Genomic DNA, 20,518 nt, shown 5'->3' with positions numbered 1-20,518 from the left:
TCACGACTTATATTACCGCGGTGGTTAGCCGCGATGAACAGCATAATCGCGACTGTTCGTCGAAGATTTCAATTTGCCAGACCTGGTGGCGAGTCCCGACGTGCAGCGCTTTGCACACGCCCCGCACCCGGCCCCCGCGCGCCGAACGAATGTGGTTGGCGTTAACCTCCAGCCCCACCACCTTCTGTTCGCCTTCGCTGCACAGATAACCCGCCACCGACCCCAGCGTCTCCGCCAGCACCACCGACGCCCCGCCGTGCAGCAGGCCAAACGGCTGCTGTGTGCGGCCATCCACCGGCATGGTGGCCTCCAGCGTATCGTCGGTAAAGGTCTCAAAGCGAATATCCAACAGCCCTACCATGTTTCCCTCACCGAGCCGGTTGAGCTGCTCCAGCGTGGCCTGACGTTTCCAAATCATCCGATTATCTCCAGTAACGCCTGCAGCGGGTGGCGAACGCCGCTGCCTTCAATGCGCTTCACCTGGCTGCGGCAGGAGTAGCCCGTCACCAGACAGCGGTTACGCGGCAGTCGCTGCATCGCCTGCTGCCAGGAGAGCGCGTAAATGGCCAGCGAGTTGGCATGGTTTTTCACTTCATGACCATAGGTGCCTGCCATCCCGCAGCACCCGACGCTGACGTTTTCCAGCTTCGCGCCGAAGTGGGCAAAAATCTCTGCCCACTGCTTCGTCGCCGCCGGCAGCGCGGTCACTTCCGTACAGTGACCGAACAGGTACCAGGGCTCGCCGCCCGGATCGGGACGGGCGTCGGCGGTCAGGACCTTCGGCAACCACTCATGGACTAACAGCACCTGAAAATCGCCGCGCTTGTCGCCAAGCGTTTGCTTATATTCATCGCGGTAGCAGAGCACCAGCGCCGGATCGACGCCGACCAGCGGCATACCCAGCTGCGCCACGCGGTTAAGGAAGTCTGCCGTTTTCTGCGCGGTGCGCGCGAAGCGGGTCAGGAATCCTTTAATATGCTGCGCCTTGCCGTTCGGCGAGAACGGCAGCAGCACCGGCTGATAGCCTAAGGCCTCAACCAGACGGATAAAGTCAGCCACCACCTGGGCGTCGTAATAGCTGGTAAAGGGATCCTGTACCACCAGCACCATCTTCGCTTTCTGCTCGGCGCTCAGCGCTTCGAGCTGCTCAAGGGTCATGTTGGCGGAGCGGTGGCCGGCCATCTGCTGCTTCAGCGACGGCGCCGAGAGCAGCGGCAGATCGACCATCCCGATATGCTTCTCCGACAGCTTTTTCAGCCACGGCTGGTTCATGAAGAAGTTAAAAGTCTTCGGCGCCTGGGCCATCAGCGGCGCATAGGATTCCACCGACGCCACCAGATGATCGCGCACCGGCCGCAGATAGCGGCTGTGGTACAGCTGCAGGAAGCGTGAGCGGAACTCCGGGACATCGATTTTGATCGGGCACTGGGTCGAACAGGCTTTGCAGGCCAGACAGCCGGACATCGCCTCTTTGACCTCGTGAGAGAAATCATATTCCCCTTTGCGCGCATGCCAGCTGTTGCGCGTGCGCGCCACCAGCGAGCGCAGGCTAACGCCCTGCTCCGGCAGCGCCTTCTCCAGCTGATTGGGATCGACGCCGCGATCCGCCAGCAGACGCAGCCATTCGCGGACCAGCGTCGCCCGCCCTTTCGGCGAGTGGATGCGCTGGTTGCTCACCTTCATCGACGGACACATCGGGCTTTTTACGTCAAAGTTGAAGCACAGCCCGTTGCCATTACACTCCATCGCCCCGCGCCAGGCGCTGCGCACCGCGATAGGGATCTGCCGATCCCAGGTGCCGCGCTTCACCGCGTCGACTTTCATCATCGGCGCGTCGATCCCTTCCGGCGGACAAATTTTCCCCGGGTTCAGTCGGTTATCCGGATCAAAGACCGCTTTGATCTTCCGCAGCTCGCCGTACAGCGCCTCGCCAAAGAATGCCGGGCTGTACTCGGCGCGGAAGCCTTTGCCATGTTCCCCCCACAGCAGACCGCCATATTTCGCCGTCAGCGCTACCACATCGTCGGAGATCTGCTTCATCAGCACCTCCTGCTGCGGATCGCACATGTCCAGCGCCGGGCGCACGTGCAGCACCCCGGCGTCGACGTGGCCAAACATGCCGTAGCTCAGGCCGTGGCTGTCGAGCAGCGCGCGGAACTCGACGATATAATCCGCCAGGTGTTCGGGCGGGACGCAGGTATCCTCGGCAAAGGGGATCGGCTTGGCGGCGCCTTTGGCATTGCCCAACAGGCCTACCGCCTTCTTGCGCATGGCGTAGATGCGCTCCACGCCATCAAGATCGTGACAGACCTGCCAGCCGATGACCCCCGCCTCGCTGCGGGCCATCAGCTCGTCCAGACGCTGGCACAGCGTGGTGACCTGCTGGTCAATCAGCGCCGCGTCATCCCCGGCGAATTCGACGATATTGAGCCCGAGCATCTCTTTATCCGGTACGTCGGTGATCAGTTCGTTCACCGAGTGCCAGACGATATCCTCGCGCGCCAGATTGAGGACTTTAGAGTCGACGGTCTCCACCGACAGGGCCTTGGCCTCCACCATAAAGGGCGCATTTCGCAGCGCAGAGTCAAAGGAGTCATATTTGACGTTGACCAGCCGGCGCACCTTCGGCAGGCGGGTAATATCCAGCCGCGCTTCGGTGATAAACGCCAACGTCCCTTCCGAACCGGTTAAAATACGGGTCAGGTCGAACTCGCTCATCTCATCGTTAAAGACGTGGCGCAGATCGTATCCGGTGAGGAAGCGGTTGAGTTTGGGAAACTTATCAATGATTAGCTCGCGCTGCGCCTTGCAGCGCTGGTAGACCGTGTTGTAAATCCGCCCTATCGTCGAGGGCGTATTGCCAAGCGTCTCCGCCAGCGCCACCGGCACCGCCTGGGTATCGAGGATATCCCCGCCCATCAGCACCGCCCGCAGGCCAAGCACGTGATCCGACGTTTTACCATACACCAGCGATCCCTGACCGGAGGCGTCGGTGTTTATCATCCCGCCCAGGGTGGCGCGGTTGCTGGTGGAGAGCTCAGGCGCAAAGAAGTAACCATAGGGTTTAAGAAACTGGTTCAGCTGATCTTTGATGACGCCGGCTTCGACGCGCACCCAACCCTCTTCGGGGTTGATTTCAATAATGCGGTTCATATAGCGGGACATATCGACGATAATTCCGCCGTTAAGCGCCTGGCCGTTGGTGCCGGTGCCGCCGCCGCGCGGGGTGAAGATCAGCGATTTAAAGCGTGGTTCGGCGGCGACCCGCGCCAGTAACGCTACGTCTGCCGTGGAACGTGGAAACAGGACCGCATCCGGCAACAGCTGATAGACGCTGTTGTCGGTGGCCATCGTCAGCCTGTCGGCATAGCTGGTGGCGGTATCGCCGGTAAAACCCTGTTGCTCCAGTACCTGCAAAAAATTCAGCACCAGTTGAACTACCCCTGGCGCCTGAGAAATTTGTGGGATCATCACACTTGACCCTGCCTGACTATGTTGTGTTTGAAAATATTGTGTTGGTGCTAACTAAACGTTTGCGTAGCGCATTCAACTTTTTATCACATTTTTTTCATATGCGCCCACGTGTTTTCTGTGCAAAATCAGCCCGGCAAAATTATTGATATTATTATCAGTACATGGATTTACGCGGCGCCAGCTTTTTGGCGCGACTGGAAAGGTAAAAATTCTCTATGATTAACCCCCATCAGCCTCGGGACATACCGCAAATACTGCTGTCGGTGCTGTTCCTGGCCCTGATTATCATATCCTGCCTGTGGGTTGTGCAGCCGTTTATTCTGTCCTTCGCCTGGGCCGGCACCGTGGTGATCGCCACCTGGCCGGTGCTGCTGCGTCTGCAGCGCGTGCTGTTCGGCAAACGGATGCTGGCGGTGCTGGCGATGACCCTGCTGCTGTTTTTGCTATTCGTGATTCCTATCGCTCTGCTGGTCAACAGCCTGGTGGATAACAGCGTTCCGCTGATCAAACTCATCAGCAGCGGAAATGTGACGCTGCCGGATTTCGCCTGGCTCAACAGCGTGCCGCTGGTCGGCGATAAGCTCTACGCCGCCTGGCATGGCCTGCTGGATATGGGCGGCTCGGCGATTATGGCCAAGGTTCGCCCCTACATTGGCACCACCACCAGCTGGTTTGTCGGTCAGGCGGCGCACATCGGCAAGCTGCTGGTCTACTGCGGCCTGATGCTGTTATTCAGCGCGCTGCTTTACTGGCGCGGCGAGCAGGTAGCCTACGGTTTTCGCTATTTCGCCACGCGCCTGGCGGCTAAACGCGGTGACGCCGCCGTGCTGCTGGCCGGCCAGGCCGTGCGCGCCGTGGCGCTGGGCGTGGTGGTGACGGCCCTCACTCAGGCGGTGCTGGGCGGGATCGGCCTTGCCATCTCCGGCGTGCCCTACGCCGCCCTGCTGACCGTGGTGATGATCTTTACCTGTCTGGTCCAGCTCGGGCCTTTGCTGGTTCTGGTGCCGTCGATTATCTGGCTTTACTGGAGCGGGGACACCACCTGGGGCACCGTGCTGCTGGTGTGGAGCTGCGTGGTCGGCACCATGGACAACGTTATCCGTCCGGTGCTTATCCGTATGGGCGCCGACCTGCCGATGATCCTCATTCTTACCGGCGTCATTGGCGGCCTGATCGCCTTCGGCATGATCGGCCTGTTTATCGGTCCGGTGCTGCTGGCCGTCTCCTGGCGCCTGTATGACGCCTGGGTGCACGAAGTGCCGCCGCCGCCGAAAGACCCCGATGTCGTGCTCGAAGAGCTCAGCGAGCTGGAGGCCGGGCGCAAGTAATGCCCTGTCAGGCGGGGGGCCCCGCCTGTCTCCCCCCAGGACAATTGTTAAGCAAAATTAATTGATCGCCGGCAAAACGCCAGCCTTGTATGCCCCGCACCCGCTTTTACCCTCCTGGTCCTTCACAACAATTTAACTATTGAGAGGAATCTGATCGACGGCAAAGGCCCCGCTGCCTACTATTAGCTCACGGTTATAAATCAACACCTTGATTTATAAGCATGGAAATCCCCTGAGTGAAACAACGAATTGCTGTGTGTAGTCTTTGCCCATCTCCCACGATGGGCTTTTTTTTGTCCTGCGCATCGCGACGCCGGGCGGCCTGACACCGGCAAAAAAAATCCCCGGCATCGCTGCCGGGGATCTGTACTGTCAGGGCGAACTTATTTATTCAGTTCCGCCAGACCTAACCAGGTTTGCACCACGGTATCCGGGTTGAGGGACAGGCTATCAATCCCCTCCTCCATCAGCCAGGCGGCGAAATCTTCATGGTCAGACGGCCCCTGGCCGCAGATGCCGACGTATTTACCCTGCTGCTTCGCCGCGCGGATCGCCATCGACAGCAGCGCTTTCACCGCGTCGTTGCGTTCATCAAACAGCTCAGAGACCACGCCGGAGTCGCGGTCCAGACCGAGCGCCAGCTGGGTCATGTCGTTCGAGCCGATGGAGAAGCCGTCGAAGTACTCGAGGAACTGCTCGGCCAGCAACGCGTTCGACGGGATCTCGCACATCATGATGATCTTCAGCCCGTTCTCGCCGCGCTTCAGCCCCTGACGCTCCAGCTCTTCGACCACCGCTTTCGCCTGGGCGACGGTACGGACGAACGGCACCATCACTTCGACGTTGGTCAGCCCCATGTCGTTACGCACGCGCTTCATCGCTTCACATTCCAGCGCGAAGCAGTCGCGGAAGCTTTCGGAAACGTAGCGTCCGGCGCCGCGGAATCCGAGCATTGGGTTCTCTTCTTCCGGCTCATAGCGCTCGCCGCCCACCAGGTTGGCGTATTCGTTCGACTTGAAGTCAGAAAGGCGCACAATCACCCGTTTCGGATAGAAAGCGGCGCCAAGGGTGGCGATCCCTTCGGTCAGGCGGCCAACGTAGAACTCTCTCGGCGAATCGTAGCCTTTCATCAGCTCGCGGATTTCGTTCTGCAGGCCCGGCTCCTGGTCGTCAAACTCCAGCAGCGCGCGCGGGTGAACGCCAATCATGCGGTTGATGATAAATTCCAGCCGCGCCAGACCCACGCCTTCGTTCGGCAGGCAGGCGAAGTCGAAGGCGCGATCCGGGTTGCCGACGTTCATCATCACCTTCAGCGGCAGATCCGGCATGTCGCCGACGCTGGAGCTCTTGACGCTGAAGTCCAGCAGCTCGGCGTAGACATAGCCGGTGTCGCCTTCGGCGCAGGAGACGGTCACGTTCTGGTTTTCCTGAATGCGATCGGTGGCATCGCCGCAGCCGACCACCGCCGGAATACCCAGCTCACGAGCGATGATCGCCGCGTGGCAGGTACGTCCGCCGCGGTTGGTGACGATCGCCGAGGCTTTCTTCATGATCGGTTCCCAGTCCGGGTCGGTCATATCGGTAACTAGCACATCGCCTGGCTCAATGCGGTTCATCTCGCTGATATCGTGGATCACCTTCACCGGACCGGCGCCAATGCGGTGGCCGATGGCACGCCCTTCGGCGATGATCTGCCCCTGAGCGTGGAGGGTATAACGCTCCATCACCTGGCCGCGGGAACGCACGGTTTCCGGACGCGCCTGGACGATAAACAGCTTACCGGTGTGGCCATCTTTCGCCCACTCGATATCCATCGGACGGCCGTAGTGCTTCTCGATCTGCACCGCCTGCTTCGCCAGCTCCTGCACCTCCTCGTTGGTTAACGAGAAGATATCGCGCTGCGCCTGCGGCACATCTTCGATACGCACCTGTTTGCCGTGCTCCTGAGTCGGCGCGTAAACCATGCGGATCTTTTTCGACCCCATGGTGCGGCGCACGATCGCCGGGCGGCCAGCGGCCAGCGTCGGTTTGTGGACGTAGAATTCGTCCGGGTTCACCGCGCCCTGCACCACCATCTCGCCCAACCCCCACGCCGAGGTGATAAACACCACCTGGTCAAAGCCGGATTCGGTATCGATGGAGAACATGACGCCGGAGGAGGCCAGATCGGAGCGGACCATCCTCTGCACCCCGGCGGAGAGCGCCACGCCGCGGTGATCGTAACCCTGATGCACGCGATAGGAGATCGCGCGATCGTTAAACAGTGAAGCAAACACGTGCTTCACGGCAACGAGCACGGCGTCAAAGCCCTGCACGTTGAGGAATGTCTCTTGCTGCCCGGCGAAGGAGGCGTCCGGCATATCTTCCGCGGTGGCGGAAGAGCGCACGGCGAATGAGGCCTCGGCGTCATCGGCGGACAGCAGGTCATAAGCATCGCGAATCGCGTTTTCCAGTTCGCTCTGGAAGGGGGTATCGATGATCCACTGTCGGATCTGCGCGCCCGCTTTCGCTAATGCGGAAACGTCGTCAATGTCGGTTTCATCCAGCAGCGCATAAATGCGCTGGTTAACACCGCTTTGGTCCAGGAACTGATTGAAAGCATCAGCGGTGGTGGCAAACCCGTTAGGTACGGACACACCCATACCGGACAGATTGGTAATCATTTCACCAAGGGAGGCATTTTTGCCCCCAACTCTGTCTACATCATTCATGCCGAGTTGGTTATACCAAAGCACCAGCGGTGACGAGCCATTGTTGGACATCGAGACAATCCTTTTGTGATTTAATACCAGTGAAAAAAATTTCACGATCGACTGCAAGATTATCCTGACATATTTATGGTGCTGAAAAAAACGGTGAATCGTTCAAGCAAATTATTTTTTCTTTTTTCGGACTGTTCCCGCGATATAGATAACTCAATGATTTTTAGGAATTATGACGAAAAACGCTGGAAATTACGGCAAAAAAAAGAAAATGAACCACCCTTTTCATAAAAAACAAAAATAGCGTTTCAATTTTAAGAAGAGACAAATCAAACAGGGATATGCTTAAATTTAATATCCGCTTTCAGGCAATTAAACTCATTATACCGGATGGTCAAAATGGAAAGTGCTGTAGATCGCCACGTATTTTATATTTCTGACGGTACCGCCATTACGGCGGAGGTGCTGGGGCATGCCGTCATGTCGCAATTCCCGGTCGCCATCAGCAGCGTGACCCTGCCGTTTGTGGAAAATATCAGTCGCGCGCGGGCGGTGAAAGAGCAGATCGACGCCATTTATCAGCAAACGGGCATCCGCCCGCTGGTGTTCTATTCCATCGTTATTCCGGAGATCCGCGATATCATTCTGCAAAGCGAGGGCTTTTGTCAGGATATCGTTCAGGCGCTGGTGGCCCCGCTGCAGCAGGAGCTCAACCTCGACCCGACGCCAGTGGCCCACCGCACCCACGGCCTGAACCCCGGGAACCTGATCAAATACGATGCGCGCATCGCCGCCATCGATTACACCCTCGCCCATGACGATGGCATCTCGCTGCGCAACCTTGACCAGGCGCAGGTGATCCTCCTCGGCGTGTCGCGCTGCGGCAAGACGCCCACCAGTCTGTACCTCGCTATGCAGTACGGCATTCGCGCCGCCAACTATCCGTTTATCGCCGACGATATGGACAATCTGGTTCTGCCGGCGTCGCTGAAACCCCTGCAGCATAAGATGTTCGGCCTGACCATCAATCCGGAGCGTCTGGCGGCGATCCGCGAGGAGCGCCGGGAGAACAGCCGCTACGCTTCGCTGCGCCAGTGTCGGATGGAAGTGACCGAAGTGGAGGCGCTGTATCGCAAGAATAAAATTCCCTGCCTGAACAGCACCAACTATTCCGTTGAGGAAATAGCGACAAAAATCATGGACATCATGGGGCTGAATCGCAGGATGTACTAATACACTAGTACATTATTGAAAATTTGTTTATGCTATCACCCGTGGCCTATACAGGATCATGCCCTGCTCTTGCAATAAGCAGGGATTGGTTTATCGTGATGCGCATCACTTCCCGGCATTTTCGCTGGCGAAGAAACAGATTTTTGAGACCCCAATGAATAAAACAGACGAATTGCGTACCGCGCGCATTGAAAGCCTGGTAACGCCCGCGGAGCTGGCCCAGCGCCATCCCGTCACCGCCGACGTGGCCGCCCACGTCTCGGCCTCCCGTCGCCGCATTGAAAAAATCCTCAACGGCGAAGACCGCCGCCTGCTGGTGATTATCGGCCCCTGCTCCATTCACGACACCGACGCGGCGATGGAGTATGCCCGCCGCCTGCAGACCATGCGCGAGCGCTACCAGCCGCAGCTGGAGATCGTGATGCGCACCTACTTTGAAAAACCCCGTACCGTGGTGGGCTGGAAAGGCTTAATCTCCGACCCGGACCTCAACGGCAGCTATCGGGTCAACCACGGTATTGAACTGGCACGGCGCCTGCTGCTGCAGGTTAATGAGCTGGGGGTGCCGACGGCCACCGAGTTTCTCGATATGGTGACCGGTCAGTTTATCGCCGATCTCATCAGCTGGGGAGCCATCGGGGCGCGCACCACGGAAAGTCAGATCCACCGTGAAATGGCCTCGGCGCTCTCCTGCCCGGTCGGGTTTAAAAACGGTACCGACGGCAATACGCGCATCGCCGTAGACGCCATCCGCGCCTCCCGCGCCAGCCATATGTTCCTCTCTCCGGACAAGCAGGGGCAGATGACGATTTACCAGACCAGCGGCAACCCGTACGGGCATATCATTATGCGCGGCGGCAAACGGCCGAACTATCACGCCGAGGATATCGCCGCCGCCGGCGAGGCGCTGCGTGAATTCAATCTGCCGGAGCAGCTGGTGGTCGACTTCAGCCATGGCAACTGCCAGAAGCAGCATCGCCGTCAGCTGGAGGTGTGCGCCGATATCTGTCAGCAAATTCGCGCGGGCTCTACCGCCATCGCCGGCATTATGGCGGAGAGCTTCCTGCAGGAAGGGACCCAGAAAGTGGTTCCCGGCCAGCCGCTGGCCTGGGGCCAGTCGATCACCGATCCCTGCCTGAGCTGGGAAGACAGCGAACGTTTATTGAGCGAACTGGCGGCCGCCACGGCCACCCGTCTGTGACCGCTCCGCCCGCCGCGCCTGCGGTGGGCGATCCCCTTCTGCCATTCCCCTACCAAATTCGGTAACACGATAAATAACGCTTGCCGTCAAAAACAACATTATTGATAATGATTATCATTGTTGCTTTGATTTTTATTTTGAGAGCTATGACGCGTATGGATAACACTGCCACAGCTGAAAAACCAAAAGACAATGCCCCCTATCCCATGGCGACGGACAGACAGATCAGCAGTCGGGTTCTGTTAGGCAGCGAAGGACGGGTAGTCATTGAGCATGGCGGCCAGCGCTATCTGCTGCGCCAGACCCACGCCGGGAAGTTGATCCTGACCAAATAATTGCCCCGCAGCAAGCGGGGCGAGGCGAGTTAGCTCGAGCAGCTGACTTCCAGACGTTTCCCCCAGTCCGGCGGCCGGCGGACGTAGTCGTCCTCGCGATCGGTGAAGGGATCGGCCAGCGCGGCATGCAGACGCTCCAGCTCCCCCATATCGCCAGCCTCAGCCTGCTCGATCGCCCGCTGCGCCAGCCAGTTACGTAACACCAGCGCCGGGTTGACACCCTGCATCCGCTGCTGGCGCTGGGCATCCTCCACCTGTTCATCACGAAGCCGCGCGCGATATCCGGCGAACCAGCTGTCGAATGCCGCACGGTCGATAAACTCGTCGCGCAGCGGCGAGGCCGCGCTGAGCTGTTCGCTGTGGCTCAGCAGGCGGAACGTTCGGGTATAGTCGCTTCTCTCGCGGATCATCAGGGCAAACAGACCGTCGAGCAGATCGTTATCCCCTTTCTGCTGAGTGAACAGGCCAAGTTTGTCGCGCATCCGCTGGCCATAGGCGGTCAGCAAGGCGTGCTGATACTCATCCAGCGCCGCGTTCAGCGCTTCGGCGCTGATGAACGGCGACAGCGACTGGGCCAGACGCTGCAGATTCCACAGCCCCACCGCCGGCTGGTTTTCAAAACTGTAGCGCCCCTGGTAATCGGAGTGGTTGCAGATAAAGTCCGGCTGAAAATCGTCAAGGAAGCCATACGGCCCGTAGTCGATGGTCAAACCGAGAATCGACATGTTGTCGGTATTCATCACCCCATGGGCAAAGCCCACGGTTTGCCAGCTGGCGATGGTCTGCGCGGTACGCGTGACAACGTCACGGAACCATAACAGGTACTTGTCCGCTTCATCCTGCAGCTGCGGCCAGTGGTGACGAATGACATAATCGGCCAGCTGCTGAACCTTCTGCGGCTCGCGACGATAGTAAAAATGTTCGAAATGACCAAAGCGGACATGGCTCTCGGCCACCCGCATCAGCATCGCGCCAGGCTCCACGTGCTCGCGGTAGACCGGGGTATCGCTGGTGACCATCGCCAGAGCGCGCGTCGTTGGGATCCCCAGGGCGTGCATCGCCTCCGACGCCAGGCTTTCCCGGATCGTCGAGCGCAGCACGGCGCGGCCGTCCCCCATCCGTGAATAGGGTGTCAGGCCGGCGCCTTTCAGATGCCAGTCGTAACGGCGGCCATCCGCCAGCTGCTGCTCACCGAGCAGGATCCCGCGTCCGTCGCCCAGCTGGCCGGCCCAGGCGCCAAACTGATGGCCACTGTAAACCTGCGCCAGCGGCGACATGCCCGGGAGCAGCGCTTCGCCGCCCCAGACGCCGGCCCCGCTTTCCGGCGCAAACAGCGCGTCAGGGACGCCCAGCTGTTGCGCCAGCGGAGCGTTGCGCCAGATGAGTCGGGCGTTATCGAGCGGCGTCGGTGACAGGGAAGTGTAAAAGTCCGGCAGTTCATCCCGCCAGTGGGTGGTAAAAGAAAGGGTCATGGTTCCTCCTCTCTCCAGTGTAGTGCCTGGAACAGCGGATTAACACGGGCGGAGTGCAGGGTTATCGGCATAAAAAAGGGAAGCGCTCGCTTCCCTCCGGCCGCTGAATGACGTCAGATACGCCGCGCCTGCCAGAATTTTTTGTTCCAGTAGACGTTATCCAGCGAGGAACGGGTGACGCCCTGACTGGTGGAGGCATGAATAAACTGGTTATCGGTATCGTAGATGCCGACGTGCAGGCCGCTTTCGCCTGAGCCGGTTTTGAAGAACACCAGATCGCCGGGCAGCAGATCGCGCTTATCAATACGGGTGCCGATTTCCGCCTGCTCGCGGGTTTCGCGCGGCAGCTGGAGGGCAAATTTATCGCGAAACGTGCGCACCACAAAGCCGGAGCAGTCGACGCCGCGCGGCGTCATGCCGCCGTAGCGATACGGTGCGCCGCGCCAGCTGCGCAGCTGCTCGTTCAGATTCGCCACCACCGTAATGGAGTCAGCCAGCCGAGGATTCGGCGGCGGTGCCCGATGGCTGCTGCAGCCGGCTAAAATTAACGCCGCCGCCAACATGAACCAGAAGCGCATTTCAGATGATCCCTCTGTCCCTAGTCTCTTTATCGCAATAATTTAGCTTGTTTATCAATATAGTGACAAGATAACTGCGTGCTACTGTGACGCGATGAGCATAATATGACCGGCCACCTCCACGCGCTGGAACGGGATCGCATAGGCAGCGGTTAAATTTTCCTCGTTCAGCACCTCGGCGGTCTCCCCGCAGGCGATGGCTTCCCCCTGGCAGAGCAGCCAGCTCTGTCCGGCATGGCGCAAAGTGTGGTTGAGATCGTGACTGCTCATCACCACCGCGATTCCCGCCGCGCTCAGCTCGCGTAACAGCCGATCCAGCGCCGCCTGCTGGGCCACATCCAGACTGTTCATCGGCTCATCCAGCAGCAGCAGCTGACCCGCGGGATTGCTTAAGGGATCGATCTGCAGGATCACTGCCGCCAGCCGCACGCGCTGCCACTCGCCGCCCGACAGCTGATTGACCTGACGGCCCAGCTTATTGTCAAGGCCAAGCCTGGCCGCGATATCGTTCACCCGGGCGCTGTCGCCCTGCTGCTGCCTGTGCAGCGCCAGATAGTGCCACACCGGCATGGCGAACGGCGGGGTCTGCTGCTGGCACAGATATCCGCGGCGGCGCGCCAGCTCCGTCGCCGGCCACTCGTCAAGCAACCGTCCGTTAAAATGAATCGCGCCGGGGCCGTCGGACAACCCCGCCATGCGGGCCAGCAGCGTGCTCTTCCCTGCGCCGTTCGGCCCCACCAGGTGAACGATCTCCCCGGCGCGAAAGGCCGCAGAAAACGGGGCCAGACGCCCCGCCGCTTCTACATCCTGTAGCTGCATCAGAAACGACATTATTTCGCCAGCGCTCCTTTAATCGCCGCCACCAGCTGCGGATCGTCCGGCGTCATATCCGGAGAGAAGCGCTGAATGACGTTGCCCTGGCGATCGACGAGGAATTTTTCGAAATTCCACAGAATGTCGTCCACATACAGCGGCGCGCGGCCCTTGCTGGCCATCCGCTCATAAAAACCGCTGCCTTCCGGGGCCACCGCCTTCGGCGCGGCGGCAACCAGCTTTTGATAGAGCGGTGCGCGATGCTCGCCGTTGACGTCAATCTTGCTGAACAGCGGGAAGGTGACGCCGTAGGTGGTGCTGCAGAAGGTCTTAATCTCTTCTTCACTCCCCGGCTCCTGGCCGAGGAACTGGTTGCAGGGGAAGCCCAGCACGCTGAAGCCCTCGCCGGCAAACTGCTTTTGCAGGTCCTCCAGTTGCTCATACTGCGGCGTCAGGCCGCATTTGGAGGCCACATTGACGATCAGCAGTACCTTGCCGGCAAAGGATGCCAGGGTGGTCTTCTCGCCATCAATGGTCGTCACTTCGGTATTCAGAATGTCATGTTGCATAGCCTGTCCTCAATGGATAAACCGGTTTCCGGTGAAGGTGATCCCTATCTACTGTAGCGGATTCAGCGCCCGCCATTCTACTGCCAATCCCCGCGAGTTGTCGCATGATGTAACAGCGCTTCGCTGCCCGTCGGCAACATGAAATCCTCTCAATTGGGCAGGCACCTATTTACGTGTACAGTGTTCCATGAATGTAATATGGTTTCGTTACTTGTTAATTTAAGAGAGTTTTGTTGATGAAGAAGTTGTTTAGCCTGGCGTTAATCGCCGCCTCTGTCGCCCTGCTGAGCGCCTGCTCTCCGGATGAAGATAATAAAGTGAAAGTCGCTATCAATACCGGGCCGGACGAAGCCATCTGGAAAGTGGTGGAGCAAGTGGCGAAGGATAAATATCACCTCGACGTCGAAGTGGTCTCCTTCAATGATTATGTGCTGCCTAACGAAGCACTGAACAACAAAGATGTGGATGCCAACGCCTTCCAGACCCTGCCGTACCTTGAGGCGCAGTCGAAAGAGCGCGGCTATAAATTCGCGGTGGTCGGTAAAACCTTTGTCTTCCCTATCGCCGCCTATTCACATCGCATCAAAAATATCAGCGAGCTCCCCGAGGGAGCGACGGTGACCATCTCTAATGAAACCACTACCCTGGGCCGCAGCCTGCTGCTGCTTCAGGCGCAGGGGCTGCTCAAGCTGAAACCGGGCGTCGGCTATTTACCCACCACGCTGGATATCATCGACAACCCGAAACAGCTGAAAATTGTGGAGGTGGATACCCCGCAGCTGACCCGCACCCTGGATGACCCGAACGTCAGCCTGTCAATCATTAACACCAACTTCTCCGCCCAGGCGGGCCTGTCGGCCGCCCGCGACGGCCTGTTCATGGAGGGACCAGATTCCCCTTACGTGAATGCGATTGTCGCCCGCGAGGATAACAAGGACAGCAAGAAAATTCAGGAACTGAAAGCCGCCTTCCAGACCAGTGAAGTCGCGGAAAAAGCGAAGGAAGTCTACAAAGGCGACGCGATCAAAGGCTGGTAAGCCCGAGCCGGCGCCGTCCCTGCAGACGGCGTCGCGCTATTCCCGTCACCGCGAGCGCAGCAGCAACCAGATAAAGACCGGCGCGCCCAGCGTCGCCGTCACCACGCCAATCGGCAGCTCAGCGGCGGAAAGCGCCAGCCGGGCGATAATATCCGCCCCCAGCAAGGCGCTTGCCCCTGCCAGCATGCAGGCCGGGAGCAAGACCCGGTGATCGCTCAAGCCGCATAGCCGCAGAATGTGCGGAATTACCAGGCCGATAAAGCCAATCGCCCCCGCCAGCGCCACGCTCACGCCGACCATCCAGCCGGTCGCCACCACCAGCAGCTTACGCCACAGCCACAGCGGCAGCCCGAGCTGACGGGCGGAGACTTCGCCCAACGCCAGTAAATTCAGGGGTTGCGACTGCAGACAGACCCAGCAGAGCGCTGGCAGGAGGGCTATCATCAGCCACAGCTGCTGCCAGTCGACGCCGCCAAACCCGCCCATCATCCAGTACATCAGCTGACGCAGATCAAAAGAGGTGGAGAAGTAGACCGCCCAGGTCATCAGGGCGCTGCAGATGATCCCCAGCGCCACCCCCGCCAGCAGCAGGCGGCTGGTGGAAAGATGGCGGCGGGCAAAACGCAGCAGAATAAAGGTGATCAGCAGCGCGCCCAGGATCGCGCACAGCCCGAGCGCCCAGCCCGGTAACAGGCCTTTACCCAGCAGGACGGCGGCAATCAGCCCGACGCCCGCGCCGTTGGAGACGCCCAGCAGACCCGGTTCCGCCAGCGGATTTTCAAACAGCGCCTGCATTATCGCCCCGGAGAGCGCCAGCGCCGCCCCCACCAGCAGCACCGCCAGGGTCCGCGGCAGGCGGATCTGCCAGATAAACAGCTGACCTTTGGCGCTGAGCCACTCGCCGGGCGGGATCAATTGATCCCCCGCGCACAGGCTGATCAGCAGGGTGACCAGCAGCAACAGCGTTAAACCAAGGAGCCAACGCCGGCCGCGGCGCTGTTGAAGATGGGCGAGAGTCAGCATAGATTCCATTACGCAGTGGGAACAAGAGGCTGATTTTACGGTGGGTGTCGCGGTGAGAAAAGGAAAACCTCACGACCAAAGGTCGACGCGGAGGACACTCCCCCCGTCGACCATCCCGCTTTACACCAGAATCTGAAACAGCAGCGCGAAGAGAATGATGTTCGCCACCACGATTGCCCAGCCGTTATAGAGCATATACTTCAGATGTGTAGACTGCGCCAGCCCCATCTGGCCGAACATGTCCGATGAGGGAAACGGCCCGAACCAGTCCACCTGAGACGAGGCCAGCAGCACCGCGGTGGTCCCCTGCGGCGGCACGCCGGCGGCCATCAGCATCGGGCCAAAGATTTTATGCGTAAAGGTCATCTGGGCTACCGCCGCGCCGGGCACATGGCCGATAATATTGAACGCGAAGATGCTAAAGCACAGCCAGGCCGGGGAGATCCCCTCCAGCAGCGGCTGGGTATACTCCAGCAGCCCCTGATAGGCGTGCAGGCCATCCATCAGCTCAAGGATCGGGTTATACAGCCAGTAGAGAATAAACATCCACACCAGACGACCGCAGCCGTGATACAGCGCCTGCAGGATCTGCGTCGGCCGCAGGCCGCCCACCAGCCCGGTCATCAGCGCCACCAGCAGCATGACGATAATCGCAAAGCTGAAGCCGGCTTTAATCACCACCCCAACCACCGCCATCACGATGATGGTCGCAGCGAAAGCCAGCGCGCTTAATTTACGCCGGCGCTGCTGCGCGGCGCTAAGATCCTCTTGCGGCTTTTCCGAGAGATCGACCTCATAGCGCAGTTTGCCTTCGGTCATCTTCTGGATCCGTCCGGCCATGATCCAGCCGGCTAACAGGGTGACGGCGCTCATCGGCAGGCCGACATACAGCAGATAATCCGGATAGCTCAGTCCGCCGAGGCTGAGGATCGTCACGGTGCTGGGGGTGAAGGGCCCGGTAAAGAGTCCAACGGAACCGGCGGTCATCATCAGCGCGGCTACCGTCGGCGGCGTTAAGCGTACCGCCGCCGCTACGGGGATAATCACTGCGACAATAATCGCATTGCCGCCGGCCATGGTGCCCAGCGAACCGCAAATTAAAATCGATGACACCACAATGCCGAACTTGACCCGCGTCTGGCTCGACAGCCCAATACGGTGGACCACGAATTTCACCAGTTCAACCGCCGCGCCGGTGCGGGTGGCCACTTCCCCCACGCCGGCGCCGAGCATAATGATAAGCCCGACGGTGGCAATAAATGACCCGGTGGATTTCGCCAGCATCGCGCCCATTTCCGGCAGACCGGTCGAGGTCATGATCATGGCGATAATAATCGAGGAGATGACCGCCAGCACTATATCGACGCCGATCAGCGATAATATCGCTAACGCCACCAGCGGCGTAAATCCCAGCAGGCCAAGCTCGCTGCCCGGTCGACCGTGGCACCACAGCGCAATCAACACGAACAGCAGCAATAACAGACCGGTAATAACGTTTTTTCGCGTGATATTTCGTCTGACAGGCGTATTGCCTGCGAGCGTTGAGTCACTCATAACACTCCTTAATGCCAATCAATCCGACCATGATGGTCAGGTGGTGTATGGGGGCCTGCTCAGAAAATATCCTCCCTCTTTTTCATTATTGGCCGCAGCCTGAGGGTCTGGTGGGGTACAAAGGAAACGATTCTGAGAGCGTTTTATTCCGCCATCAGGCGGGGCCAGCAGCACAATATGTAACCAATGCGCTGATTGGTGATTAAATTTATGTTAACTTAGTGTTAGTAGAAAATGACTTTTTATCGGTAGGCTATAACCCTGAGTTAACTGTTCATGAAACTGCGTCATCTGGAAATCTTCTATGCCGTCATGACCTGCGGCTCTCTGTCACGGGCGGCGGAATCGCTCAATATCTCCCAGCCAGCGGCCAGCAAAGCGCTAAAAAGCGCCGAACTGAAGCTGGGCTTTACCCTGTTTCAGCGGGTGCGCGGCAAGCTGCTGCCGACCAGCGAGGCGATCACACTTTTCGAAAAAGCGCAGACTATTTATCAGGACCTTGATAACCTGCGCCTGCTGGCCGATAACCTGGCCCGCGATCCGCGCGCCAAAATCACCTTAGGCTGTCTGCCGAGCCTGGGGTTAAGCCTGGTGCCGGAGCTGGTGACCGATTTTTATCAGCAAAACAGCAACCTGGTGATGACGCTCACCACCGAGCACACCGAGACGCTGGTCAGAAAACTGGATTTACGCGAGATAGACTTAGCGCTGACGCTGCAGCCGGTGCAGCAGGGAGAGATCCTTACCACCCTCATTGCCGAAGTGCCGCTGGTCTATATCGACCGTCATTATCGTCAGGGAGCGGTGGATATCAGCCAGATCGACCAGCAGCGCTGGATCTCGCCGGGGCCGCACTCGCTCTCCGCCGCCATCGCCACCCGTCGCGACTTTTCCACTACCCGGCTGAATGTCCAGACCTACTACATGGCCACCGAGTTCGTGAAGCGCGGCATGGGCTGCAGCATTACCGATATCTTTTCTGCCCAGCACAACCTGGCTCCCGAGATGATCCATCCCATTACGCCGCCGATGGCCATTAACCTCTGCCTGCTGCGTCGGGCCGACGTTTCCCTGAGCCCGATGGCGCAAAAATTCGTCGATTTTCTCTGCCAGCGCCTGCGCCAGCAGCTCAAGGAGATTAACCTGCGGTTATACCCTGACCATAAAAAGTCAATTGCGCCGCCAGGGTAAATGCTTTGACATAACCCGATAAATTAAACAGCGGTGGATATATCGGGTTATGAACAAACGCATTGTCATTATCGGCGGCGGCGTGGTCGGTCTGGCCACGGCCTGGGAACTGATTAAGCGCGGCCATCAGGTGCAATTACTGGAGCGCAACGGCGAACCGGCCAGCGCCACCAGTTTTGCCAACGGCGGACAATTAAGTTACCGCTACGTCGCCCCCCTTGCCGACAGCGGCGTTCCCCTGCAGGGGATAAAATGGATGGGCAAAGCCGATTCGCCGCTCAATATGCGTCTCAATATCTCTTTACAGCAGTGGCGCTGGCTGCTGCAGTTCCTGCGCGCCTGTAATAGCCAGACCAATAAAATAAACGGCGCTCATATATTGCGTCTGTCGCTGCTCAGCCGGCAGGTCATGCAGTCGTGGCGGGAAGAGGATAATCTTGCCGATTTTCACTGGCGGCGCAGCGGAAAATTAATTATCCATCGCCGGGAATATGATTTTACTAAAGCGGCAAAAGGGATAGATCCTCAGTATCAGCAGGCGCTGAATGCTGAAGCCTGCCTGCAGCTGGAACCGGCGCTAAAACATATCAGCCCTTCGCTGCAGGGCGGAATTTATTCGCCGGGGGATGAAACGGCGGATTGCCATCAATTTTGCCTTGCGCTGATCGACAAGCTCACCGCCAGCAGCCGCTTCAGCCTGCTGACCCACTGTGAGGTGCAGCGGCTCGCCAGGCGCGGCGGACGCGTCAGCGCCCTGGAGACCAGCCGCGGGACCATCACCGGCGATGAGTACGTCGTCGCCGCCGGCAACGGCAGCGGTCCGCTGCTGGGGCACATGGGCGTTCGCGTGCCGCTCTGCGCCCTGAAGGGGTACAGTCTGACCCTTCCCTATCCGCAGCAGGCGGGCATTGCGCCGGACATCAGCGTCACCGATTACGGGCACAAAATCGTTTATGCCCGCCTGGGCCAGCAGCTGCGCATCGCGGCGATGGTGGACATCGGCTACGACGGCGACAAACTGCGCGAGAGCCGCATTCAGGCGCTGAAAAAAATCGTCTCCCGCAGTTTTCCCGAACTCGAGGGGTTGGACCAGGCCGAAGCCTGGACCGGCATGCGCCCCTCAACGCCAGCCGGGCCACCGCTACTTGGACGCGCCGGCTACCCCAACCTGTGGATGAATCTCGGCCAGGGCAGCCTCGGTTTTACCCTCGCCGCCGGCAGCGCGGTGGTGCTGGGCGCGTTAATCGACAATCAGATGCCAGACATTTCTTTAGAAGGTCTCACATGGAAACAAACCGCATGACAATCATTCGCAATCATCCTCAACCTCGTCTTTCCGCCAGCGTTGCGTATGGCAATCTGCTGTTCCTCTCCGGACAGACGCCGAAAAGCAACGAGGAGGACATCGCCTTGCAGACCCGCGAAGTGCTGGAAAAAATCGACGCCCTGCTGGCGGTGGCCGGGAGCGATAAGCGGCACATTCTCTCCGCGCAGATCTGGCTGAAAAATATCGAGCGTGACTTTGCCGCGTTCAATGAGGCGTGGGTGGAGTGGATGCCGGAAGGCCATAGCCCGGCGCGCGCGGCCGTGCAGGCGGAGATGGCGCGACCAGAAATCCTGGTGGAGATCATGCTCACCGCCGTTAAAGCGTAAGATTCGACAGAAAAGAAAAAGGCCGCAATGCGGCCTTTTTAATTAGTTCAGATTATTTGTCTTTAGGCGACGCGTTTTCGACACGGCTTTTCAGCTTCTGACCGGGTCTGAAGGTCACCACGCGCCGGGCTGTAATGGGAATATCCTCCCCCGTCTTCGGGTTACGTCCCGGGCGTTGGTTTTTATCCCGCAAATCGAAGTTGCCGAACCCGGAGAGTTTGACCTGTTCTCCGTTTTCCAGAGCACGACGGATCTCTTCGAAAAACAACTCGACCAGTTCTTTGGCATCCCGCTTGCTAAGCCCAAGCTTATCAAACAGATATTCTGACATTTCAGCTTTTGTAAGCGCCATAGG

At 59.0% G+C, this 20,518-nt stretch carries 18 protein-coding genes, 1 other RNA gene and 1 pseudogene; 10 read left to right on the top strand and 10 right to left on the bottom strand.

Going from position 1 to position 20,518, the window contains the following annotated elements; all coding sequences use genetic code 11:
- Positions 1 to 7: 7 nt before the first annotated feature.
- Together menI and ydiJ are read right to left on the bottom strand one after the other, a co-directional pair.
- Positions 8 to 418 carry a 1,4-dihydroxy-2-naphthoyl-CoA hydrolase gene (gene menI / locus LGM20_RS10270; RefSeq protein WP_023290099.1) on the bottom strand — a complete coding sequence of 137 codons (411 nt, stop codon included), beginning with the start codon at positions 416 to 418 and terminating at the stop codon, positions 8 to 10.
- Complete coding sequence (gene ydiJ / locus LGM20_RS10265) at positions 415 to 3,471, bottom strand: D-2-hydroxyglutarate dehydrogenase YdiJ (protein WP_032453253.1); 3,057 nt, start codon at positions 3,469 to 3,471, stop codon at positions 415 to 417. The genes menI and ydiJ overlap by 4 nt, the downstream gene beginning before the upstream one ends.
- 218 nt (positions 3,472 to 3,689) lie before the next feature.
- Here ydiJ and ydiK point away from each other — a divergent pair, with 218 nt between their 5' ends.
- Positions 3,690 to 4,802 (top strand): AI-2E family transporter YdiK, encoded by a 1,113-nt coding sequence (gene ydiK / locus LGM20_RS10260; protein ID WP_023290101.1) that lies wholly within the window; start codon positions 3,690 to 3,692, stop codon positions 4,800 to 4,802.
- 189 nt (positions 4,803 to 4,991) lie between these two features.
- Positions 4,992 to 5,099, top strand: an RNA gene (gene rprA / locus LGM20_RS10255) — antisense sRNA RprA.
- An 86-nt stretch (positions 5,100 to 5,185) separates the two neighbouring features.
- Here the strand turns inward: rprA and ppsA are convergent.
- The gene (gene ppsA / locus LGM20_RS10250; RefSeq protein WP_004203115.1) at positions 5,186 to 7,564 is read right to left on the bottom strand and encodes a phosphoenolpyruvate synthase; all 2,379 of its coding nucleotides are present in this window, start codon (positions 7,562 to 7,564) and stop codon (positions 5,186 to 5,188) included.
- 75 nt (positions 7,565 to 7,639) lie between these two features.
- Between ppsA and LGM20_RS10245 the strand changes: the two are divergent.
- From LGM20_RS10245 to hemP, 4 genes and pseudogenes are all read left to right on the top strand, one after another.
- Positions 7,640 to 7,756 (top strand): annotated as a pseudogene (locus tag LGM20_RS10245) (hypothetical protein); the annotation flags it as partial.
- A gap of 147 nt (positions 7,757 to 7,903) precedes the next feature.
- Entirely contained in the window at positions 7,904 to 8,737 is an 834-nt protein-coding gene (gene ppsR / locus LGM20_RS10240; RefSeq protein WP_002909061.1) for a posphoenolpyruvate synthetase regulatory kinase/phosphorylase PpsR, read from the top strand.
- Between the two features lie 154 nt (positions 8,738 to 8,891).
- Positions 8,892 to 9,938, top strand: a complete 1,047-nt coding sequence (gene aroH / locus LGM20_RS10235) for a 3-deoxy-7-phosphoheptulonate synthase AroH (protein ID WP_032453261.1) — start codon at positions 8,892 to 8,894, stop codon at positions 9,936 to 9,938.
- Positions 9,939 to 10,093: 155 nt separating this feature from the next.
- The gene (gene hemP, locus LGM20_RS10230; protein WP_086076121.1) at positions 10,094 to 10,273 is read left to right on the top strand and encodes a hemin uptake protein HemP; all 180 of its coding nucleotides are present in this window, start codon (positions 10,094 to 10,096) and stop codon (positions 10,271 to 10,273) included.
- Between the two features lie 29 nt (positions 10,274 to 10,302).
- Here hemP and selO read toward each other — a convergent pair whose 3' ends face one another.
- The 4 genes from selO to LGM20_RS10210 form a co-directional block, all read right to left on the bottom strand.
- Positions 10,303 to 11,745, bottom strand: a complete 1,443-nt coding sequence (selO, locus tag LGM20_RS10225; protein WP_044523837.1) for a protein adenylyltransferase SelO — start codon at positions 11,743 to 11,745, stop codon at positions 10,303 to 10,305.
- 113 nt (positions 11,746 to 11,858) lie between these two features.
- Positions 11,859 to 12,323 (bottom strand): NlpC/P60 family protein, encoded by a 465-nt coding sequence (locus LGM20_RS10220; protein WP_002909082.1) that lies wholly within the window; start codon positions 12,321 to 12,323, stop codon positions 11,859 to 11,861.
- A gap of 81 nt (positions 12,324 to 12,404) precedes the next feature.
- Complete coding sequence (gene btuD, locus LGM20_RS10215; RefSeq protein WP_023290105.1) at positions 12,405 to 13,154, bottom strand: vitamin B12 ABC transporter ATP-binding protein BtuD; 750 nt, start codon at positions 13,152 to 13,154, stop codon at positions 12,405 to 12,407.
- Positions 13,154 to 13,705: a glutathione peroxidase gene (locus tag LGM20_RS10210; RefSeq protein WP_004203124.1), complete on the bottom strand. Its 552-nt coding sequence runs from the start codon at positions 13,703 to 13,705 to the stop codon at positions 13,154 to 13,156. The genes btuD and LGM20_RS10210 overlap by 1 nt, the downstream gene beginning before the upstream one ends.
- 236 nt (positions 13,706 to 13,941) lie before the next feature.
- On the opposite strand from LGM20_RS10210, the gene LGM20_RS10205 reads away from it, so the two are divergent.
- A complete protein-coding gene (locus LGM20_RS10205) occupies positions 13,942 to 14,742 on the top strand; it encodes a MetQ/NlpA family ABC transporter substrate-binding protein (RefSeq protein WP_004203125.1) in 801 nt (266 codons plus the stop codon).
- A gap of 45 nt (positions 14,743 to 14,787) precedes the next feature.
- On the opposite strand, the gene btuC is transcribed toward LGM20_RS10205, so the two are convergent.
- Both btuC and LGM20_RS10195 read right to left on the bottom strand, forming a co-directional pair.
- A complete protein-coding gene (gene btuC / locus LGM20_RS10200; protein ID WP_044523839.1) occupies positions 14,788 to 15,765 on the bottom strand; it encodes a vitamin B12 ABC transporter permease BtuC in 978 nt (325 codons plus the stop codon).
- A gap of 120 nt (positions 15,766 to 15,885) precedes the next feature.
- A complete protein-coding gene (locus LGM20_RS10195; protein WP_023290109.1) occupies positions 15,886 to 17,319 on the bottom strand; it encodes a H+/gluconate symporter in 1,434 nt (477 codons plus the stop codon).
- Positions 17,320 to 17,595: 276 nt separating this feature from the next.
- On the opposite strand from LGM20_RS10195, the gene LGM20_RS10190 reads away from it, so the two are divergent.
- From LGM20_RS10190 to LGM20_RS10180, 3 genes are read left to right on the top strand one after another with little or no spacing between them, the layout of a single operon-like run.
- On the top strand, positions 17,596 to 18,510 hold the full coding sequence (locus tag LGM20_RS10190; RefSeq protein ID WP_023290110.1) for an HTH-type transcriptional regulator AdmX: 915 nt from the start codon (positions 17,596 to 17,598) through the stop codon (positions 18,508 to 18,510).
- A gap of 49 nt (positions 18,511 to 18,559) precedes the next feature.
- Positions 18,560 to 19,813, top strand: coding sequence for a D-amino acid dehydrogenase (locus LGM20_RS10185; RefSeq protein WP_044523840.1), 1,254 nt, complete (start codon positions 18,560 to 18,562; stop codon positions 19,811 to 19,813).
- Positions 19,810 to 20,163, top strand: a complete 354-nt coding sequence (locus tag LGM20_RS10180) for a RidA family protein (protein ID WP_072413342.1) — start codon at positions 19,810 to 19,812, stop codon at positions 20,161 to 20,163. The genes LGM20_RS10185 and LGM20_RS10180 overlap by 4 nt, the downstream gene beginning before the upstream one ends.
- 52 nt (positions 20,164 to 20,215) lie before the next feature.
- On the opposite strand, the gene ihfA is transcribed toward LGM20_RS10180, so the two are convergent.
- A complete protein-coding gene (ihfA, locus tag LGM20_RS10175; protein WP_002909098.1) occupies positions 20,216 to 20,515 on the bottom strand; it encodes an integration host factor subunit alpha in 300 nt (99 codons plus the stop codon).
- Positions 20,516 to 20,518: the final 3 nt, after the last annotated feature.

The organism is Klebsiella quasipneumoniae subsp. quasipneumoniae, assembly GCF_020525925.1.
GTDB lineage: Bacteria > Pseudomonadota > Gammaproteobacteria > Enterobacterales > Enterobacteriaceae > Klebsiella > Klebsiella quasipneumoniae.
The sequence above is the reverse complement of the archived record's forward strand: the minus strand, read 5'-3'. Positions and strand labels throughout refer to the sequence as shown.

Coding starts and splice junctions, on each gene's coding strand:
- menI (WP_023290099.1), bottom strand. CDS start 418: ATGATTTGGAAACGTCAGGCCACGCTGGAGCAGCTCAACCGGCTCGGT.
- ydiJ (WP_032453253.1), bottom strand. CDS start 3,471: ATGATCCCACAAATTTCTCAGGCGCCAGGGGTAGTTCAACTGGTGCTG.
- ydiK (WP_023290101.1), top strand. CDS start 3,690: ATGATTAACCCCCATCAGCCTCGGGACATACCGCAAATACTGCTGTCG.
- ppsA (WP_004203115.1), bottom strand. CDS start 7,564: ATGTCCAACAATGGCTCGTCACCGCTGGTGCTTTGGTATAACCAACTC.
- ppsR (WP_002909061.1), top strand. CDS start 7,904: ATGGAAAGTGCTGTAGATCGCCACGTATTTTATATTTCTGACGGTACC.
- aroH (WP_032453261.1), top strand. CDS start 8,892: ATGAATAAAACAGACGAATTGCGTACCGCGCGCATTGAAAGCCTGGTA.
- hemP (WP_086076121.1), top strand. CDS start 10,094: ATGGATAACACTGCCACAGCTGAAAAACCAAAAGACAATGCCCCCTAT.
- selO (WP_044523837.1), bottom strand. CDS start 11,745: ATGACCCTTTCTTTTACCACCCACTGGCGGGATGAACTGCCGGACTTT.
- LGM20_RS10220 (WP_002909082.1), bottom strand. CDS start 12,323: ATGCGCTTCTGGTTCATGTTGGCGGCGGCGTTAATTTTAGCCGGCTGC.
- btuD (WP_023290105.1), bottom strand. CDS start 13,154: ATGTCGTTTCTGATGCAGCTACAGGATGTAGAAGCGGCGGGGCGTCTG.
- LGM20_RS10210 (WP_004203124.1), bottom strand. CDS start 13,705: ATGCAACATGACATTCTGAATACCGAAGTGACGACCATTGATGGCGAG.
- LGM20_RS10205 (WP_004203125.1), top strand. CDS start 13,942: ATGAAGAAGTTGTTTAGCCTGGCGTTAATCGCCGCCTCTGTCGCCCTG.
- btuC (WP_044523839.1), bottom strand. CDS start 15,765: ATGCTGACTCTCGCCCATCTTCAACAGCGCCGCGGCCGGCGTTGGCTC.
- LGM20_RS10195 (WP_023290109.1), bottom strand. CDS start 17,319: ATGAGTGACTCAACGCTCGCAGGCAATACGCCTGTCAGACGAAATATC.
- LGM20_RS10190 (WP_023290110.1), top strand. CDS start 17,596: ATGAAACTGCGTCATCTGGAAATCTTCTATGCCGTCATGACCTGCGGC.
- LGM20_RS10185 (WP_044523840.1), top strand. CDS start 18,560: ATGAACAAACGCATTGTCATTATCGGCGGCGGCGTGGTCGGTCTGGCC.
- LGM20_RS10180 (WP_072413342.1), top strand. CDS start 19,810: ATGACAATCATTCGCAATCATCCTCAACCTCGTCTTTCCGCCAGCGTT.
- ihfA (WP_002909098.1), bottom strand. CDS start 20,515: ATGGCGCTTACAAAAGCTGAAATGTCAGAATATCTGTTTGATAAGCTT.